At 64.3% G+C, this 18,241-nt stretch carries 17 protein-coding genes and 1 riboswitch; of the genes, 8 read left to right on the top strand and 9 right to left on the bottom strand.

Annotated elements, in window-relative coordinates:
• Nucleotides 1-2: 2 nt before the first annotated feature.
• The gene (locus EPN31_RS00650) at nt 3-908 is read right to left on the bottom strand and encodes a DMT family transporter (RefSeq protein WP_291768088.1); all 906 of its coding nucleotides are present in this window, start codon (nt 906-908) and stop codon (nt 3-5) included.
• A gap of 99 nt (nt 909-1,007) precedes the next feature.
• Nucleotides 1,008-1,985 (bottom strand): biotin--[acetyl-CoA-carboxylase] ligase, encoded by a 978-nt coding sequence (locus tag EPN31_RS00655; RefSeq protein WP_291768089.1) that lies wholly within the window; start codon nt 1,983-1,985, stop codon nt 1,008-1,010.
• 203 nt (nt 1,986-2,188) lie between these two features.
• Between EPN31_RS00655 and EPN31_RS00660 the strand changes: the two genes are divergently transcribed.
• A complete protein-coding gene (locus tag EPN31_RS00660; protein ID WP_291768090.1) occupies nt 2,189-2,764 on the top strand; it encodes a biotin transporter BioY in 576 nt (191 codons plus the stop codon).
• Here the strand turns inward: EPN31_RS00660 and EPN31_RS00665 are convergent.
• On the bottom strand, nt 2,761-3,246 hold the full coding sequence (locus EPN31_RS00665; RefSeq protein ID WP_291768091.1) for a DUF6314 family protein: 486 nt from the start codon (nt 3,244-3,246) through the stop codon (nt 2,761-2,763). The two genes, EPN31_RS00660 and EPN31_RS00665, sit on opposite strands and share 4 nt — an antisense overlap.
• Before the next feature lie 219 nt (nt 3,247-3,465).
• Here EPN31_RS00665 and EPN31_RS00670 point away from each other — a divergent pair, with 219 nt between their 5' ends.
• From EPN31_RS00670 to EPN31_RS00680, 3 genes are read left to right on the top strand one after another with little or no spacing between them, the layout of a single operon-like run.
• A complete protein-coding gene (locus tag EPN31_RS00670; protein WP_291768092.1) occupies nt 3,466-4,251 on the top strand; it encodes a uracil-DNA glycosylase in 786 nt (261 codons plus the stop codon).
• 8 nt (nt 4,252-4,259) lie between these two features.
• A complete protein-coding gene (locus tag EPN31_RS00675; protein ID WP_291768093.1) occupies nt 4,260-4,943 on the top strand; it encodes an AzlC family ABC transporter permease in 684 nt (227 codons plus the stop codon).
• Nucleotides 4,940-5,260 (top strand): branched-chain amino acid transporter permease, encoded by a 321-nt coding sequence (locus tag EPN31_RS00680; protein ID WP_291768094.1) that lies wholly within the window; start codon nt 4,940-4,942, stop codon nt 5,258-5,260. Before EPN31_RS00675 ends, EPN31_RS00680 begins: the two co-directional genes overlap by 4 nt.
• A 46-nt stretch (nt 5,261-5,306) precedes the next feature.
• On the opposite strand, the gene yfcF is transcribed toward EPN31_RS00680, so the two are convergent.
• The 4 genes from yfcF to EPN31_RS00700 all read right to left on the bottom strand — a co-directional run bounded on the left by yfcF (nt 5,307) and on the right by EPN31_RS00700 (nt 10,547).
• Entirely contained in the window at nt 5,307-5,945 is a 639-nt protein-coding gene (gene yfcF, locus EPN31_RS00685; RefSeq protein ID WP_291768095.1) for a glutathione transferase, read from the bottom strand.
• An 86-nt stretch (nt 5,946-6,031) separates the two neighbouring features.
• On the bottom strand, nt 6,032-8,683 hold the full coding sequence (locus tag EPN31_RS00690; RefSeq protein WP_291768096.1) for an AAA family ATPase: 2,652 nt from the start codon (nt 8,681-8,683) through the stop codon (nt 6,032-6,034).
• Nucleotides 8,680-9,816 carry a DNA repair exonuclease gene (locus EPN31_RS00695; RefSeq protein ID WP_291768097.1) on the bottom strand — a complete coding sequence of 379 codons (1,137 nt, stop codon included), beginning with the start codon at nt 9,814-9,816 and terminating at the stop codon, nt 8,680-8,682. Before EPN31_RS00695 ends, EPN31_RS00690 begins: the two co-directional genes overlap by 4 nt.
• Complete coding sequence (locus EPN31_RS00700; RefSeq protein WP_291768098.1) at nt 9,813-10,547, bottom strand: glutamine amidotransferase; 735 nt, start codon at nt 10,545-10,547, stop codon at nt 9,813-9,815. Before EPN31_RS00700 ends, EPN31_RS00695 begins: the two co-directional genes overlap by 4 nt.
• Before the next feature lie 163 nt (nt 10,548-10,710).
• Here EPN31_RS00700 and EPN31_RS00705 point away from each other — a divergent pair, with 163 nt between their 5' ends.
• Nucleotides 10,711-11,271: an FABP family protein gene (locus EPN31_RS00705; protein ID WP_291768099.1), complete on the top strand. Its 561-nt coding sequence runs from the start codon at nt 10,711-10,713 to the stop codon at nt 11,269-11,271.
• Between the two features lie 162 nt (nt 11,272-11,433).
• Nucleotides 11,434-12,243: a MipA/OmpV family protein gene (locus EPN31_RS00710; RefSeq protein ID WP_291768100.1), complete on the top strand. Its 810-nt coding sequence runs from the start codon at nt 11,434-11,436 to the stop codon at nt 12,241-12,243.
• A 39-nt stretch (nt 12,244-12,282) separates the two neighbouring features.
• Here EPN31_RS00710 and EPN31_RS00715 read toward each other — a convergent pair whose 3' ends face one another.
• Together EPN31_RS00715 and EPN31_RS00720 are read right to left on the bottom strand one after the other, a co-directional pair.
• Nucleotides 12,283-12,963, bottom strand: coding sequence for a TorF family putative porin (locus tag EPN31_RS00715; RefSeq protein ID WP_291768101.1), 681 nt, complete (start codon nt 12,961-12,963; stop codon nt 12,283-12,285).
• A riboswitch (TPP riboswitch) is annotated at nt 12,953-13,045 on the bottom strand. Its footprint overlaps the gene before it by 11 nt.
• 62 nt (nt 13,046-13,107) lie before the next feature.
• Nucleotides 13,108-13,590 carry a hypothetical protein gene (locus EPN31_RS00720; RefSeq protein WP_291768102.1) on the bottom strand — a complete coding sequence of 161 codons (483 nt, stop codon included), beginning with the start codon at nt 13,588-13,590 and terminating at the stop codon, nt 13,108-13,110.
• 204 nt (nt 13,591-13,794) lie between these two features.
• Between EPN31_RS00720 and EPN31_RS00725 the strand changes: the two genes are divergently transcribed.
• Nucleotides 13,795-14,877 (top strand): permease, encoded by a 1,083-nt coding sequence (locus tag EPN31_RS00725; protein ID WP_291768103.1) that lies wholly within the window; start codon nt 13,795-13,797, stop codon nt 14,875-14,877.
• A 566-nt stretch (nt 14,878-15,443) separates the two neighbouring features.
• Nucleotides 15,444-18,197 carry a magnesium-translocating P-type ATPase gene (mgtA, locus tag EPN31_RS00730; protein ID WP_291768104.1) on the top strand — a complete coding sequence of 918 codons (2,754 nt, stop codon included), beginning with the start codon at nt 15,444-15,446 and terminating at the stop codon, nt 18,195-18,197.
• The last annotated feature ends 44 nt before the right edge of the window (nt 18,198-18,241 follow it).

An 18,241-nucleotide genomic window follows, 5' to 3' on the forward strand; every position in this document is an offset into this window, starting at 1 on the left:
TTTCAGGGCTGTGGCGCCTCGGGGGTGCCCGGTGTCGACACTGGTGCAGCCGCCGTGTACTTGGCACCCGCCACGCAGGCGACCACAAAGGCTGTCACCAGCAACATGGTGGACGTCACCGACTCGTGCAGCAGCCACGCGGCCAGCAGCAGTCCCATAAAAGGCTGCAGCAACTGCAGCTGGCCCACCGCTGCAATGCCGCCCTGTGCCAGCCCGCGATACCAGAACACGAATCCCACCAGCATGCTGAATACCGAGACATAAGCCAGCCCGCCCCAGGCGAAAGTCGGCACCAAGGCGACTTCCGATGGCACCAGGACGATGGACAACGGTAGACTGATGGGCAGGGACAGCACGAGCACCCAGCAGATCACTGGCAATCCACCCATGCGCCGCGCCAGGCGCCCGCCCTCGGCGTAGCCATAGCCGCAGGACACAATGGCGACCACCATCAGCAGGTCCGCCACCAGCGACCCCGAACCGTCCTGACTGAGTGCAAAACCGGCGACCGAGGCCGCCCCCAGCACGGCAAACAACCAGAACGCCCTGGATGGACGCTCACCGCCCAACCAAGTACCGAAAATTGCCGTCGCCATGGGCAGCAGCCCGATGAACACCAGGGAATGCGCTGAAGTGATGGTCCGCAACGCCAGCGCCGAAGACAGCGGAAACCCGACCACCACGCCCAACGCCACCCAGACCAGCGTGCGCCATTCGGCGCGAGTGGGTCGCTGCATGCGCGCCAGCAGCACTACAGCCACCGCCATCAGGCCTGCAAACGACGCGCGGGCCGCCGTCACGAAGAATGGATCCAGCCCCAGAACCGCCAGACGGGTTGCCGGGAGCGAACCGCTGAACATGGCGACCCCGACGAACCCATTGATCCAGCCCTGCGTGGTCACCTTCATGAATGCTTCCTGCCTCTGCCCGAGTCCTGCCACTTTACTGCGAATGAGTGACTGTGAATGGCCCACTGCGAACGGGCGCTCGACCCACAAGCCCACCGACTATTCCACGCGACGCACCGACACTTCTCCGCTATAAACCGGAACCACCGAACCACCCGATTCCACCAGCAGCGCACCCGAATCACTGATGCCGCAGCCCACGCCACGCCGGACGCCGTCTGGCGCGTGAATCGACAATGGTTTTCCGCGCAGGCAGTCCAGCGCCACGAAGTCTTCCATGAACGGCGCCAGCGCCCGCTTCTCGAAGCATTGCAAGCCATCATGCAGTTCCCGGATGAGGGCGGCCGCGACGTGGTTGCGGTCCGGCGGGGCGTCCTGGCACAGCATGGCCAGGTCTGCCGCTGGTTGATCCAGTGCCTTTCGTACCGCCTCCGGCAGACGAATGTTCAGACCAATGCCAACCCGCGCCGTACAGGGGCCTTCGGCTTCCCCGTTCACCTCGATCAGTATCCCGGACAGCTTCCCTTGGTCCGCCATGACATCGTTCGGCCACTTGAGCCGCAGACCCTCGACCCCCAGGCGAGAAAGCGCCCTCACCACGCAAACGCCAACGGCAATCGACAGGCCCGACAAGGTCGCAGGACCGCCCGGGAAGCGCTTCAGGCAGGACAGGCAGATATTGAGTGCCGGCGGCACCAGCCACTGGCGCCCGCGCCGGCCACGGCCGCTGGTCTGCCGCTCGCACAGCACGACAGACAGATCCGGCCATTCATCCTGATGCCGCGACAGTTCGTTCTGGGTGGAGTCCAGCTTCCAGTACACCCGCACGGGCGCCTGCAGCGGGCGACCCAACGCTTGGATGATCTCCTCCCGATCCAGCAGCTGCGTGGGCCACGGCAGGCAATAACCCACGCCACTGCGCGCCTCGACCGGCAGGCCGGATTCGCGCAAGTCGGCCACATGCTTCCAGAGGGCGGCTCGCGTCACCCCCAGGCGGCCCGCAAGCTCCGCGCCGGAGATGGGCACCCCCGGCGCAAGCGCCATGAGCAGAGCCCGATCCAGTGGTGATTCCGTCATGGTGCGTCAGAAACCAGAGGGTGGTTGACGGCCATGACGCCTAATTTTATCGTAAACATTAATATATATTCGAAGTTGACAAGTAATGCTCACACCCGCAGAATTGGCGCCACACGATAGGCTCGTAGCACGCGGCCGGGACAATCAGAACCGGGCGCATCACCCCACGGCCTCGAACGAAAACGAGTGATTCGGAGAAACCCATGTCGTTGAAAGATTCCACATTCCCCGCCTCAGCAGCAGCCCGACCAACCCGGATCAAGCCGGCGCAGATCGGGCTGGTTCTGATGGGAACGCTGATCCTCGCCGCCTCGGCGCAAATCAGTATACCGATGTGGCCCGTACCGCTCACCATGGAGCTGTACGCGGTCATGCTGATCGGTGCGTTTTTCGGGTGGCGGCTTGGCGCGGTCACCATCGCCGCCTGGCTTCTGGAAGGCGCACTGGGCTTGCCCGTCTTCGCGCACGGGACGGGCAGCGTGGCCAGCTTCATGGGCCCGACGGCGGGCTACCTGTTGTCTTTTCCGCTGGTTGGCGCGATCGTGGGGCTGGTAACGATGCGCGGTCGGCAGGCCTTTGGCCCGTTGCGCGTCTTCGCCGGCCTGTGGTTCGCCGGCCTGATCTGCCTGCTGGCGGGCTGGGCCTGGTTGAGCGTGCTGATCGGCGCCAAGGCGGCCTGGGCATCCGGGGTCGTCCCCTTCCTGTTCGGAGACGCGGTCAAAGCCGCACTGGCAACGGCCACGCTGGTGGTCTGGCGGACGATCCGCTCGGGACGCTAGCGCGGGATGGACTTCATCATATAGTGATGTGACAGCCGTTCGTCCTTGAGCGGCCCCGTCACGACCCAGTCCAGGCTGAAGCCATCATCAGTCAGGCGCAGGGTCGCACGATACTGATCCAGCGCGCACTGATGCGGCTCGCCACCTTCCAGTGTCGCGTCGTCGACGCGGGCCAGGCGCAGCAGGAACACGGGCGAGCCCCGCCCGAGACGCTCATGAGACAGCAGCAGCGAGGCAGCATCCCGCCGCCACAGATAGGCGTTACGGACCGCCACCGGCACGGATGAATCGCCCGGCCAGAACTGGCCCGATTCGACGAATCGCCGGGTGTCGGACGTGCTTTCAACAGAGACCTGCGCTTCGCCACGGCCTCGCCACAAGGTGCGAGACGCATGTCCTGGCGCCGCCTGAAACACAAGATACGTGATATGCGGCAGACGGCTCCATATCAAGTCCACCAGGTCACAGTCTGAAGCAGTCATGGACGGATCGATCAGGTTCACCATAAGCATCATCACCTGCGCCGCAGAATCACGGCGAACCGGGCCAGGAAGCGGCGGGAAAAGTATACGCTGGCGTCAGGACAGGCAACGGTGTGCCGCTGCCGGCCTCAATTCGCTGCCGACGGACGTTCCGCAAACGAGCGTACAGACAGTCCACCATCCCGCCTGGGAATCAAAAGCGTTATGCTTGGCGCCATCATGGCGACACAATCCACGGATCCGGAAGTCCTCAATGCCTTCCAGGGTTCCCTTCTGGCGCAGGTAGCCACGCTCCCCGCTCCCTGGAGGGACACGCTGCAAGCTTCCCACCTGCAAGGTGTGCTGGGCAAGATCGACGCCCTGCTGGGCGAACGTCTGGCCGCAGGTGCGCAGATCTTTCCGCTGCGGCCGTTTCGCGCCCTGCTGGAACTCCCGCCTGAAGACGTACAGGTCATCGTCGTGGGTCAGGATCCCTACCACGGCCCCAACCAGGCCCAGGGCCTCGCGTTTTCCGTCCCGGACTTCTGCCAGACGCCTCCGAGCCTGCGCAATATGTTCAAGGAACTGGCCCTGGAATACGGTTCACCGGGCAAGCCGCCGCGCAACAGCCTGGTGCGCTGGGCACGCCAGGGGGTGCTGCTGCTGAACACCGCGCTGACTGTGGAAGCCCACCAGCCCGCCTCACACGCCCGGATTGGCTGGGAGCACGTCACCGACGCCCTCATCATGCGCGTGCTGCGTGAACCCCGGCCCAAGGTGCTGCTGCTCTGGGGCAGCCACGCCCAAGCCCGCCGCGCACTGCTGGAATTGCAGCCGCCCGCCGGCCCGGTGGAAGTCCTGATCGCCAACCACCCATCCCCGCTGTCCGCACAGCGGCCGCCCCGGCCCTTCATCGGCTGCGGGCACTTCCGCCAGGCCAACGACTGGCTGCAGGCCTACGGCGAACCCGGCATCGACTGGATGCTCGCCCGAACTCCAGCAGCGGCTCCCGGCTACGGGGGCTGAACCGGCACATGACCCGGCGTCCTCGCAATCCACTGTCCATCTCCAGTCTGACGGCCCCCGTGGCCATGGGCTACATTCCGCTGGGCGCGGTATTCGGCTTCCTGTTCGTACAGGCCGGCGGATCCGGTTGGCTGGCACTGGCCTCCAGCCTGCTCATCTACGCAGGCGCCGCACAATTCATGATGGTGCCCATGCTCGCGGCCAGCTTGCCTGTCAGCGCCATCGTGCTGGCCACGCTGGTACTGAACCTGCGTCACGTCTTCTACGGTCTGTCCTTGCTCTCCAGCATGCCGGTCAACCGCTGGCAACGTCTCTACGGCATCTTTGCACTCACCGACGAAAGCTATTCCGTGCTGACCGCGCTGCCCGCTCACGAACGCCCCCATCGCATGGCGCTGGTCTGCGCCCTGAACCAGGCCTGGTGGGTGTTGGGGACAGCCCTGGGGGTCGTGCTGGGGGCGCGGGCCCAGATCGGCCTGACCGGGCTGGACTTCGTGCTCGCCGCCCTGTTTGCGGTTCTGGCGGTGGCGCAATGGCGCACGCGGCGCGACGTGATCCCCATCTGGATTGCTCTGGCCTCCTACGGGATTGCGCTGGTGGCGCTGCCGTCCCAGGCGCTGGCGATCGCCATCGGACTCAGTCTGGTCGCCAGCTTCGTGCGACCGGCACGGACGACAGGGGGCCGCACATGACTGATACCGCATATGTGCTGATCGTCATCGTGCTGATGGGCGTCGTGACGGCCGCACTGCGCGCGCTACCTTTCGTGGCCGGACACTGGCTGCGCCGGCACGCCGTCGTGCACAAGCTGGGAGACAGCCTGCCACTGTCCATCATGGTCCTGCTGCTGGTAGACACCGTGGCGGGCCAGGCGCGCAGTCACACAGGGCTGCCCTGGCAGGAACTGCTGGCGGTTGCGCTGGTGGTCACACTGCAATGGCGCACCCGCCAGACGCTGCTCAGCATCGTGACGGGCACGGCGCTTTACATGGTGCTGCGAGCACTGTAGGACACTGGCGGACCGGCTCGTCGCCAGCTCGCCAGAGGGTGCGGAATCAACGAACGCGCGATTGCCACAGCGCCGCCCAGCGCTGCACCGACGCACGATCCCATTGATGATGCACATAATCCACCAGGCGGGGCGGAACCGCATCACCCACGGCAACCAGCCGGTTCAACATGAACGCCAATTCGAAATCCGCGATGCTCCAGGTGCGGAACAACTGCTTCGCCCCATGGGGCAACAGGTGCTCGGTGAAGGCGATCAGCCGATCGGCCGCCTGGCGTGCGGCATCGCTCAGGCCCGGAAGAGGCCGCACCGGCTTCTGGAACAAGTTTTCCGACGAACGTTCCTGGCGGATGACCGCCAAGTCCGTGCGCACCCATGCCTGAATCTGGCGCGCCCGCGCACGATCCCGCACATCTTCAGGGTATAGGCGGGGGCCTTCGAAGGCCTCATCCACATACTCGATGATGGCCAGGGATTCCGGTAATGTAAAGTCGCCATGAACCAGCAGCGGGACCTTGCCTGTCGCGGAAAGCGCCTGGTATTTGGGGCTGTGCTGCTCACCCTTGGCCAGGTCCACGGGAGACACATCAAAAGGGACGCCTTTTTCCACGAGCGCCACAAAGGCGGCCATCGCGTAAGGGCTGACGAAATTCGCATCGGTGTACAAAATCAGCTTGCCAGTCATACCTCAAGTCCTCACCATCAAGATCAATCCAGCACATAGCGTACTGCGGCACAGTCAGTGTCCGATAGACTCGCCAACATGAATGATCAGCGAACGGAACGCTTGAGCGATTCCATCTCCACCGCCGCAACGCCCAAATCCCGCCAGTTGTCCGGGTGACAGGAAAACAGCAGGATCTGGTGCCGCTGCCCCGCATCAAACAAGATTCGTTTCATCTGAGACAACCGGGTCGCATCACTGTGCACCAGCGCATCATCCAGAATGATCAGCGTCGGGCGCCCCGCTTCCTGAAGCAAATCCGCATAGGCAAGCCGGCTGATGAGCCCCATCTGCTCACGAGCGCCAAAGCTCAGTGATTCATAGTCGGTACGCGACTCGGTGTCACGCTCGCCGCGAACCAGCGTCTCGGGCACCAGATTCTCATCCACTGTCAGATTCGATCGCCCGAACAGCAACTGAAGATAGTGCTGCAGGTGGCGTTGCAGCGGCGCCTGGATCCGCAGCGTCAAGGCCTGTCGCCGGGATTGCAGGAGCTCAAGCAGCAGACCGAGCGCTGCCGAGCGCTGCTCCAGTTCAGTACACCGCCGGTCCAGATACTGGAAACGCTGGGCGCATTCCGCCTGCTGCTCCTCCAGGCCGGCAGCCCCCAGGGCTTCGAGCCGGCCCTGCAGACCCGCCAGATCCTGCCGGCGCCGTTCTGCCGCCGATTCCTGTGCATCCGCCGACGCATTCAGCCGCTGCACGTCCTGCTCGAGGATATCGGGGTGGGCCGCATCGATCTGCGCGCGACGCCCATCGATGGCATCCTGCAGGGAGACCATCTGGGCATTCTGCTCGATGAGCCGCAGGTTCAGGGCCTTTTCCTGCGCCTGGCGGTCCGAAGAACGAAGCAGGTCGCCCAGCCGCTGCGACTCGGCGCGGGCGCTGGTCAGCGCCTGCCGGGCCAGATTCAGGTCCTGTTCGCCGCCAGCGGCGGCTCCTTCGGCGGCCTTGAGAGCCTCACGCGCCATATCGCGCCCCACCTCGGCCACGCTGGCGACCGGAAGAGCATCGTCTCCATCTGCCGCGGGCAACGCCGCGAGGTCGGCGCGCGCGGCCTGCAAATCGGCCAGCGACTTCGCCTGCTGCGCCACCAGGCTTTCCACGCCCTCCGGCGCAAGCGTCTTCAGCATCGTCTCTGCATGCCGGATGTCGCCCTGCAGCGTGTTGCGCCGTTCAGCGACAGCCTCGGCCTGCAGCAGGTCCGTGACCCGTAGCTCCGCAAGACACTCCTGGACAGCCGCTTGCGCGGCCTGGCGGCGGCGTGCCAGATCCGGCAGATCCTGGCCGCCCGGCAGAATCTGAAGGCGGCCCAGCCCCGGAAGCTCCAGATCCGTCGGTTCGAGCAACAGGCGTTCGCCCTGCCCCTCCAGCACATCAGAGCCCAAATCAAGGTGCCGCTCGGGCTGCAGGTCAAAACGCAACCGCGTGGCCAGCGACTGCTGCATGACGTCGAGCTGGCTGCCTTCCTGGATCAGAGATCTGAGCCGCTTCAAGGACGCCGCGTCCATGCGGAGTGTCTGCAATTCGCTGCGCTGCAGGCGCAACTGCTCCAGCAACGCGCGAGACCGCTTCAGGCGATCCTGTACCCCGTCCTGGTCGCGTTCCAGCCGCTGGAGCGAGTGCCGCAGCAACACGCGCCGTTCGTGCTGGCGGGCACGGCCGAACACCGCCTCGGCGGCTTCATACGCGTCCTGCGCATCTTTCAGACACGCTTGCAGCACGGGTTGGCGGGCTTCCTGATCCTGCACCGACGCGACGGCTCTCTCGACCGTCCGGTCACGCTCGGCGAGCTCGTCTTTCTGGCGGACGAAGGCGTCCAGCTGGTCGAGGCAAAGCTGGCGACTGGCCTCCATCTGCTGCAACGTCTGGCCATCCTGCTGCTGCGCCTGTCGCCAGCCCTGTACCTCCGCCAGATGTGCCGCCGCCTGAGCGGCCTGCGCACGACTCGATTCCCAGGGACGGCCGACATCCGCAATCAGCTGGGAGCGCAGATCCGCAAGGCGATCCACCTGCTCACGATACCCGTCGATTTCGGCATTCAGCGCATCCAGGCGCGTGCGACAGACCTCGCGATCGTTCAGAACATCCGCGTATTCCCCGGTTGGCGAGTGCTTCTTCGCCGTCACCAGCTTCAGCCATTCCTGCTCGACCCGGGCGATCAGAGCGTCACCCGCGCTGCTGGCGACCTCGCCCAGGCTTTCACCCAACACCGACTTCAGATAGTCGCCGGCGTACTGCACCGACGACTGAATATCCTGGCCCATCCCCTGTTCGATCCACAGCAGACCGGGAATCCCCCAATGCTCCGCCTTGCTGGCTCCCCTTCCGGAAAAATGGTAGCCCATCAGGTCCGCCAGCCGGTCTTCAGCCTCTTCGCCGCTGAAGCGGCGCCCGTCGATCTCAAGATCGCAGCGCTTCTGCTTGAGAAAGCGCTTGGCAAGCTTCCAGCGCTCCCCTTGCCAGTCGAATTCCAGCGTCACGCTGGGCGATGCGGAACTATCTCCCCAGGGCAGCAGATCCTCGACGCTGCTCGATTTGCAGCGCTCGAAGAACGCCGCACGAATGGCGCGAACCACGGTGCTCTTGCCGGATTCGTTGGGCCCCACGAACAGGTTCACGCCCGGAGCGAAATCCTCGATCTGCAGCGGCTCACGGAACTGACGGAACTGCTCGATGCACAAACGGCGCAGTTTCATGCGGAATCCCCGCCATCCATGCGCTCACGCAGCAGCTCCGCCATGAGCACGAGCGCCTCACGCGCCGTCTCGGCGGAAGCCGCATCACCGCTGCCCTGAAGTTCCCGCAAGTCAGCGATGACGTCCCCCAGATACCCATCCGCCCGCAGCGCGGCCACGTCTTCATTGGTGGGCATCAGCCGCAAGGCGCTGGCGTCGCACTGAAGGCTGCGGCACTGGCCATGCGCAACCGACAGCGCCTGCTGCAGACGAAGGTTTCCGGCCAGATCGATGCGCCCCGAGATCGTCAGACTCAGCACCACCTCGGGCGCCAGATGTTCCAGACGCCGCAGCAGCGGATCCAGGTCCGACGCCACCGACAGGTCTTCCTGCCAGGCGAGCCACCGGTACTGCGAGACCGCCTGCGGCATGACCACGGGCGGCTGTCCCGGTTCCGTGAAGTCGACCCACAGCACCTGCCCTGCGCCGTTGTCCTTGAAACGTTCGTATTCGGGCGTCCCGCTGTACCAGGTCCGGGCATCGACCTGCTTCATTCCGTGCCAGTCCCCCAGTGCAAGATAATCCAGCCGCGCACTCGCCGCGCGGTCGGTTCCAATGGGATTGGAGGAATCGATGTCCTCAGCCAGGATGCCCTGGACGCCGCCGTGCGCCAGCCCGATCCGCAGCAGGCCTCGCGCTGTTTCCGCGCCGTCAAACCAGGCTGTCAGATCCTCGTGGGTATGGCGCTGCGTCAGCGGCGCCGCCAGCACCGCAAAGCCCAAGTCCGGAAACTCGCGCACGGCCGGTTCCAGCAGCACGTGAACACGATCGGGCACTGCGCCCAGCCGGCGGGCCCGCGTCCAGACGCTTTCGGCAAGTGCCGCATCATGATTGCCAGGGATCATGATCCAGGGTCCCGGGAAACCCTCCAGCGCGTTGAATACCCGCCGGATGGTGCGATCCGACACCGTCTGCGCATCGAACACATCTCCCGCAACCAGAACGGCGTCCGCACCCTTTTCCGCCGCCAGTGCGGCCACCCGCTCTACGGTCGAAAATCGGGCTTCTGCCAGGACGCCCGCATCCTCGGGCGCAAACCGCCCATACTGGCGCCCCATCTGCCAGTCTGCGGTATGCAGAACCCTGAGCGTCACGGGATCTCGGGCTGCAGCACGGCGTGCTCTGCCACGAAGCGCTGCATCAGCCCCCGCGTCAGCGGCGTATCCCGCACATCGGCCGGGTCGCTTACCCGGCCCGGCAGCTCGCCGGGCTTGCGCTGATGCCCAGCCAGGCACAACCGAAGAATGTCGACGGTGAATTCGGGGTGGAACTGGCACGACCAGGTATCGGGCCCATAGCGCAGGATCTGGTGTGGATCATGCGCCGTGCCAGCCAGCACTGTGGCACCGGCGGGCACTTTCAGAACAGATTGCGCATGCGACAGATGTGCCATGAAGGGCGAAGGCAAGGTTCCCACCAACGGATCCAGGCGGCCCGCCGCCGTGAGTGTCACTGGAAAGGTTCCCTGCTCCCGCCCGAGCGGGTTGTCATCCACGCGACCGCCCATGGCATACGCCATCAGCTGATGGCCGTAGCAGACCCCCAGCAGGGGCTTGCCTGTCTCGATCAGCCCACGCAACCAGACCGCCGTGCGCTCGCTCCAGTCCAGCCGGTCGGTCACCATTGCCCAGGAGCCGGTGATCAGCGCGACCGCAAACGAATCGGGCGATGGCAGAGCATCGCCGCGTTCGGGGTGCACGACCCGCAGGTCCGTGCGTTTCAGGCCCAGGGCCCGCGCAAACCAGTCTGCGGGCTCGCCCTGACGCGTGACCAGATCACGGGGCGGCAGGCCCATTTGCACAACCAGAATGGATTTCAAAGGCATTTGGAATGACCCGATACAGAACGCGCGGACATGCGCCGCGCCCACCAGAGCAGCTTACTCGGATATTTTAGTGTCCGGCGACCGCCAAAGGTCACAGCAATTGCACTTGGCAAACCGAAAAGCTAATCTGACAAGCGTTATCCACTTTGTAAAAGGTGTCATCATGAGCGTCCTGGGTCCTTTAGAACCATTCCTCGGCCACTGGGAAGGCAACGTCGGTCTGGACGTGTCCTTCCACAACAAGGAAGACAAGACAGCAGATACCGGATACTTCGAAAAGGCCTGGTTCAAGCCCATCCCCATCGTCGAAAACGGCAAGCAGACCATGCAGGGCCTGAACTACGAAATGACGGCCTGGCGCCATGGCGAAGAAGCCATGGATCCCTTCCACGACGAAGTCGGCTACCTGCTGTGGGAAGCGTCCACCGGGCAAGTGCTTCGATGTTTCGCCGTTCCACGTGGCCTGGCGATTCTGGCTGGAGGCGATGCCAAACCTTCGGACAGGACCCTGCACTTCAAGGCCACGCCAGGTTCGCCCACATACGGACTGGTGCAGAACAAATATCTGATGCAGCACGCCGAGGCTCGCAGCTTCGAGAGCACCTTCACGTTCAACGCCGACGACACCTTTACCTATAACTCCGCGCTGGTGCTGAAACTGACGGCCATCGGAAAGGAAATGCACCACACTGACCGCAACACGCTGCACCGGGTCAAAGGCTGAGCCGCGCCACCAATCCTTGCCTGAAACCAGCCTCACACCCGGCCCGCGCCGGGTGTTTTCGTAAACGGAGCCGAAATGGCGGACTTGGCGGCCCGCTTGACGCCCTGCAACCGGGGGACTAGGATTCCGTCACCTCATCTTACATGTGTCACCGAGCCGCTCATGCGTTGTCCTGCCTATCCCGAAGTCCGCGAGGGATCCCGTCTTGCACTGATAGGCTGCGCCCTGGTCGCCGCCAGCCTGGCAGTCCCGGGAATCGCTCAGGCGGACGGACCGGGTCAGGTCGCACTGGGAGCGGGAATGACCATGATGCCGGGCTACGAAGGTTCCCGGGACTACAAGGCGCGTCCGTTCCCCATCGTCAACGCGCAATCGGGGCGGTTCTTTGCCCATACTGGCGACGGCTTCTACGACAGTACAGGGGACGGCGTCGGCCTGAATCTGGTCCAGACACAGAACCTGACGATGGGAATCGGCGCCAACATCATGTGGGGCTACGATCAGAACGACGTCCCACACGGCGTCGGCGGCCTCCCGGATGCGCTGGGCGCAAACGCCTTTGTCTCAACGCGGCTATCCGACTATGTGCTCAGGCTTTCAGCCACCCGGGCCGTGACCCATCAGGATCGGGGGGTGCTGGTCAACGCGCGTCTGTCCTACCCATATGCAGCAACACACTCGCTCACGCTGACACCCAGCGTGGCCACAAGCTGGGCCAACCAGAAATACATGAACAGCTACTTCGGCGTGTCAGCCGACGTGGCGGGGAACTCTGGCCTGAGCGCCTATACGCCGTCCTCTGGCATCAAGGACGTGTCGTTGCGCGTCGCAGCGAAGTACGCCGTCACCGACCGCTTGAGTCTGACCGGCTCCGTCGGCACCAGCCGTATCGTGGGTGACGCGGCTGACAGCCCGCTGGTTCAGCAGAAGACCCAGATGCGCTCTTCCATTGGCGGCAGCTACGCATTCTGACGGGCCGGGCGAAACGCCCGGCCAACGACGGCCAAACCGCTAGAACGTCGCCCCTAGTCCCAGGATGAACCGCGTATCCCGCGACCCATCGTCCACCTCGTTGCGATGGTCGGCGCCCGCCACCGTGCCTGAGACCGTAAAGTGCTTTGCGAAGGCATAGCTCAGCCCCGCGCTGTAGTCGGTCTTGTTGCTCAGGTCCTCCACGTGATAGTGCAGATACCCCAGCCCCAGGTTCAGGTTCAGCGCACCGGTGAGCGGGTAGACGTACGCGAGCTGGTAATACAGATCGCCCTCGTTGACGTTGGGGCGCATGCCGCGATAGGTTTTGAAGGTCAACTGCTGATAGCTGAGCCCTACATAGGCCTCACCGTCGTTCCAGGACCCCTCGTTCGGGTAGACATAATGGATGTAGCCCAGGTCCAGCCCCAGGTCCTTGTTCAGCTGCGCCTTGTAGCCCCCGTAGAGGTCCATTTCCACATTGGCGTTGCCAAACCGGCCCGAGGAATTCCAGTTGCCCAAGTAGAAGCCGCCGGGCGAAGCGTAATCCACGCCCCCCTGTACGGCAGGATCGACGGCCTGATTTCGGCCATTCTGATCCACGCCCCGGCTCTTGTAGAGCGAAACAGCGGAAAGATTGAAGGAAGTATCTGCGTGAGCAACCGTATTGGCGGCAAAGGCCAGGCTGCCCAGCATGAGTATGCCGAGCGTATGTGCTTTCATGATGCTTTCCTGCGCGAGGATGATCTCAATCAGGTTCCAAGGGACTGTCTCAGCCGCTCATGCGGCACCCCTAGCATGCTTCGAAAGGTGAAGCGGTACGGATTGTAGCGCAAGCCCGGGCGCGGTGCCCGGGCCTGTGAGCGCTCAGTGATCCTGACGTCCGTGGCCACGGCCGCGGCCGTTTCCTTGGTCACCATCATGTCCATGGCCACGCCCGCGACCCCAGTCGCCATGATCACCACGGTCGCCGCGGTCGTAGCCACGCCCGCGCTCGCGATCATAGCCCCCGTGATGCTCGCGGTAATAGGGCACATAACGGTCCCGATACCAGTCGTCGCGCACAAAGTACACCGGCCGGCCGCAAGCGTTATACCGTCCACAATAATTGCGCCATTTCTTGGCCTGCCCCGGAGGAACCCGCAGATAGATGGGCGGCACACCCACGAACTGCGGCGCGGGGGCGATCACGACCGGCTGCGGATAGATGAGCTGCGGCACCGGCGCGCCACCGATGTTGAGCTGGCCGTAGAAGCCCGGCTCGCCCACGCTGATGGACACGCCCACCTGGGCCTGCGCAGACACCGACACAGTCGCCAGCGCAGCCGCAAAGAGAACAGTCTTTATCATTCCTGAAAACCTCCATTGCACGCCGATGAAACATTGCCCGGGTGACGCCGGCCACCATGACAGCGTATCGTGCGGCCACCATGGTAGGCAATCCCTTGGCAGGATACTGCTACCCAACGTACGAGGTATGACCAATCGTAGTCAAAACGGCCGGGATCGCAGTAACATGCGGCCAGTCTTTCAATCCGCCTCAGGTACCCCATCTTGAACCCCCCTGCTGCCACCCGACACACGATCCATCCCGCTTGGGGCGTCGTGGTCTTTCTGCTGATTGCCCTGATCGGCCTGTTCTACGTCAAGTGGTCCCCCTACTACGGACGCGCCTTCGTCGCCGCGCAGACGCATTCGATCGGCCAGTCCATTCTGACCGGTGCCAGCGGCACCACGCCCCAACCGTCGCTGCAGGCGGCGCTAGGCTATGCCCTGGCGTACGGCGCCGCCATCTGGAAGGCCCTGCTGCTGGGCCTGCTGCTGGGTTCGGCGATGCAGACGCTGCTGCCGGCGCGTTGGATCCAGCGCTGGCTGGGCGGCACGGGGGCCGGCAGCGTGATTGCGGCCAGCCTGCTGTCGGTCCCCAGCATGATGTGCACCTGCTGTTCGGCTCCCGTCGTGAACGGGCTGCGTGAATGCCGTGCCGCCCCCGGCAGCACAGCCGCCTATTGGCTGGGCAACACCATGCTGAACCCAGCCACGCTGGTTTTCATGGGTTTCGTGCTGGGATGGCACTGGGTGGGGCTCAGGCTAGGGCTGGGCATCGTCATGGTGCTTGGCCTGGGGTGGGTGCTCAATCACATGAACCGGGCCCATGGCGCCACGGACGAGCCCTGCGCAAAGTCGCCAACGCCGGCAACGCCGCTCGGCCCCAGCCGGATGGACCCCCTCCGGGCACTGCGCCAATGGGCAAAGGCTTTTGTGGGTATGGCCATCCGTCTGTTGCCCGAGTATCTGATTCTGGTTCTGCTGTTGGGCGCCGCCCGCGCCTGGCTGTTCCCGGTGCTGGATGCCGGTCTGGACAACAGCCTGGTGTGGATCGCAGCCGCTGCCGTCGCGGGGCTGCTGTTCGTCATTCCCACGGCCGGCGAGGTCCCCATCGTCCAGGCGCTGCTGGCGCTGGGCGTGGCCGCCGGACCGGCCGCCGCACTCCTGGTCACCCTGCCGCCCATCAGCCTGCCGTCGCTTTTCATGGTGGCCAGATCATTCCGACGAGTGGAAATCGCCACCCTGATTGTAGGCGTCCTGGTCTCGGGGCTGGTGGCCGGCGGCCTGGCGATCGGCCTGGGGTTCTGACGGGGACCATCCAGGAATGCAATTGACTTCCATTCGCCCGAAAATGTAAAATCCTGCCATCTTCATTTCCGGGAGCCCTCTGTGGAAACCGACGCCAGTTGTCGCCGATCACTGATCGGCAGCGCTGCCTGAGGACACGCAGAATCCCGTCTTCTGCCGTGCCCTGACAGGTTGGGCGCAGCATCTCCAGGGCCGCTTTATGGGCCCGGCTTGGTTCCTTCCGCATTTCAAATGGATTCCGCGCAGACTCGCGGCCCGCGTGGCTGAGCCTACCGGAACCCATGGCCGTCCCGTCACGACCCTTTCCAGGCATTTGCCGCGATGCGGCATGGGCGGCGTCGTACCGACGGATGATTCACGAACTCACCGACAGGAGTCCATATGGAATCCGACAGTAGTCGACCAAGGACCGCTGGTGCGCCAGCGCGCGGCTCGCGCGCTCCCGTGCCGGCACAGACATTTGTTACGACCCCGCAAGCGGTCGAACCGGATCCGATACCCGCACTGACGGACGCCTAGGCGATCGTGTCAGCAGGGCATGCTCCGGTGACCGTCTGGAGCATGCCATGACACAACTGACTCAAAGCCGCAACCGCCGGCTCCATTTCCTGAAGCGCGCCCAGCCATCGGCACGCGACACCCAGGCCCTGCGGCGCACGGCCCGCTACGCCACCGAAGCACTGCCGATCGTACTGGGCGCGCTCGACACCCGACCCGACGGGCTGACGATGGACCAGGCCAGGTCCCGTCTCCTGCACGACGGCCCCAACGAGGTGGCCCGCGACAAACCGCTGCACTGGTCGCTGCAGCTGCTGCAGGCGTTCTACAACCCCTTCGTGCTGGTGCTGCTGGCCCTGGCCGCCATCAGCTATCTGACCGGCGTGGAATTCGCCGCACCGGGAGACGCCGACTACACGGGGGTTGCCATCCTGATGGTGATGGTGACGGCTAGCGGGCTGCTCCGATTCGTGCAAGAGTTCCGTTCGCAACAGGCCGCGGCTCAGCTGAAGGCGCTGGTGCGGACCACGGCCACCGTACTGCGGCGCCCGGAGCCTTCGTCGCCTCCCGTCCGCCAGGAGGTCGCCATGAGCGACGTGGTGGCTGGCGACATCATCGCGCTGCAGGCGGGCGACATGATCCCGGCCGACGTCCGCCTGCTGACGTCCCGGGATCTGTACATCAGCCAGGCCGCGCTGACCGGCGAGGCGCTGCCCATCGAGAAATACGACACGCTGGGCGCCGTGGCCGAAAAGTCGGCGCACGATGCCGCCAGCGCCGGCGCCAGCCCGCTGGATCAGCCCAACGTCTGCTACATGGGAACGAACGTCGTCAGCGGCACGGCTACGGCGCTCGTCATTGCTACCGGCGCCTCGACCTATTTCGGCGCACTGGCCCGCAACGTGGTCAGTCACAAGCGCGTCGAAACCAGCTTCGACCGTGGCGTGAACAGCGTGAGCTGGCTGCTGATCCGGTTCATGCTGGTCCTGGTGCCGGTCGTGTTCCTGATCAACGGCCTCACCAAGGGCGACTGGCTGAGCGCCCTGACGTTCTCCCTGGCCGTGGCCGTCGGCCTCACCCCCGAGATGCTGCCCATGATCGTCAGCGCCAACCTCGCGCGCGGTGCCGTGATGATGGCCCGCCGCAAGGTCGTCGTGAAGCGCCTGAACTCAGTGCAGAATTTCGGCGCCATGGACGTACTATGCACGGACAAGACCGGCACCCTCACCCAGGACCGGATCATTCTGGATCAGTATCTCGACGCCGCGGCACGGCCACAGGCGGAAATCCTGCACCTGGCCTGGCTCAACAGCCATCACCAGAGCGGACAGCGAAACCTGATGGACGTGGCGATCATCAGCCATGCCAGCCAGGCGGAGACGTTCGCCAGTTCGGAGAATTACCGGAAGATCGACGAACTGCCCTTCGATTTCGTGCGCCGGCGACTCACGGTCGTACTGGAAGGCGCGCGCGGCGAGCACCTGCTGATCTGCAAGGGTGCGGTGGACGAAATGCTGGATATCTGCACCCGCGTGCAGCAGATCGACGACACGACGCTGCCCATGGACGCCGGGCAGCGCGCCGAACTCCTGCGGATCGCGCGCACCTTCAACCAGGACGGTTTCAGGGTGCTGATCATCGCCACTCGTGAAATCGACCCGTCGGAGGTGCGGAATCAATACGCCAAGGAAGATGAGGCGGGTCTGACCGTGCGCGGCTTCCTGACCTTCCTGGATCCCCCCAAGGATTCGGCGGCGCCTGCCTTGTCCGCGCTGAAGGAACATGGCGTGGCGGTCAAGGTACTGACGGGCGACGATCCGGTGGTGACGGCAAAAGTCTGCCGCCAGGTCGGCCTGAATGTCGGAGACCCGGTGCGGGGGCAGGACATCGAACGACTGTCCGACGACGAACTGCGCGACCTGGTGGAACAGGCCGCCGTATTCACAAAGCTCATGCCCCTGCAGAAAGCCCGCGTGGTCAAGGCCCTACAGGCCAATGGCCACACCGTCGGATTCCTGGGCGACGGGATCAACGATGCTCCTGCCCTGCGCGACGCCGATGTCGGGATCTCGGTGGACAGCGGAGCGGACATCGCCAAGGAGACGGCTGACATCATTCTTCTCGAAAAGGACCTGATGGTGCTCGAAGCGGGTGTCATCAAAGGCCGCGAGACCTTCGGCAATATCCTCAAATACCTGAACATGACGGCCAGCTCAAACTTCGGCAACGTGTTTTCGGTACTGGTGGCGAGCGCATTGCTGCCCTGGGAGCCCATGCTGGCCCTGCAGTTGCTGGTGCTCAACCTGATCTACGACCTGTCACAGACGCTGCTGCCCTGGGATCGCATGGATCCGGATTTCCTCAAGCGCCCGCGCAAATGGGATGCGTACCATATCCGCCGCTTCATGTTGTGGTTGGGCCCGACGTCGTCGGTGTTCGACATCACCACCTTTGCCCTGATGTGGTTCGTCTTCGGCGCCGGCACGCTCTATCTCTCCCATGGCGGCAGCGCGGGGCAAGCGGTTCTGAATTCCGGCTGGTTCATCGAAAGCCTGGTATCTCAGACGCTGGTCGTGCACATGCTGCGCACCCGCAGGATCCCGTTTGTGCAAAGCACGGCGGCCTTGCCTGTCCTGCTATCCACAGCCACAGCCGTCCTGGTGGGTTGCTGGCTGCCGTTCTCGCCATTTGCCGAAGCGATGGGGTTCACCCGACTCCCAGGGACTTTCTGGTTCTGGCTGATTGCAACGATCGCGGGGTACATCAGCCTGACTCAGATCATCAAGACGCTCTACATCCGCTGCTATGGGCGCTGGTTCTGAATCGGTCCCGCAGGAGACCGATTTTGTCAGGAGATCGAGGAAGT

Source organism: Castellaniella sp. (assembly GCF_004321985.1).
In the GTDB taxonomy this organism is placed as follows: domain Bacteria; phylum Pseudomonadota; class Gammaproteobacteria; order Burkholderiales; family Burkholderiaceae_B; genus Castellaniella.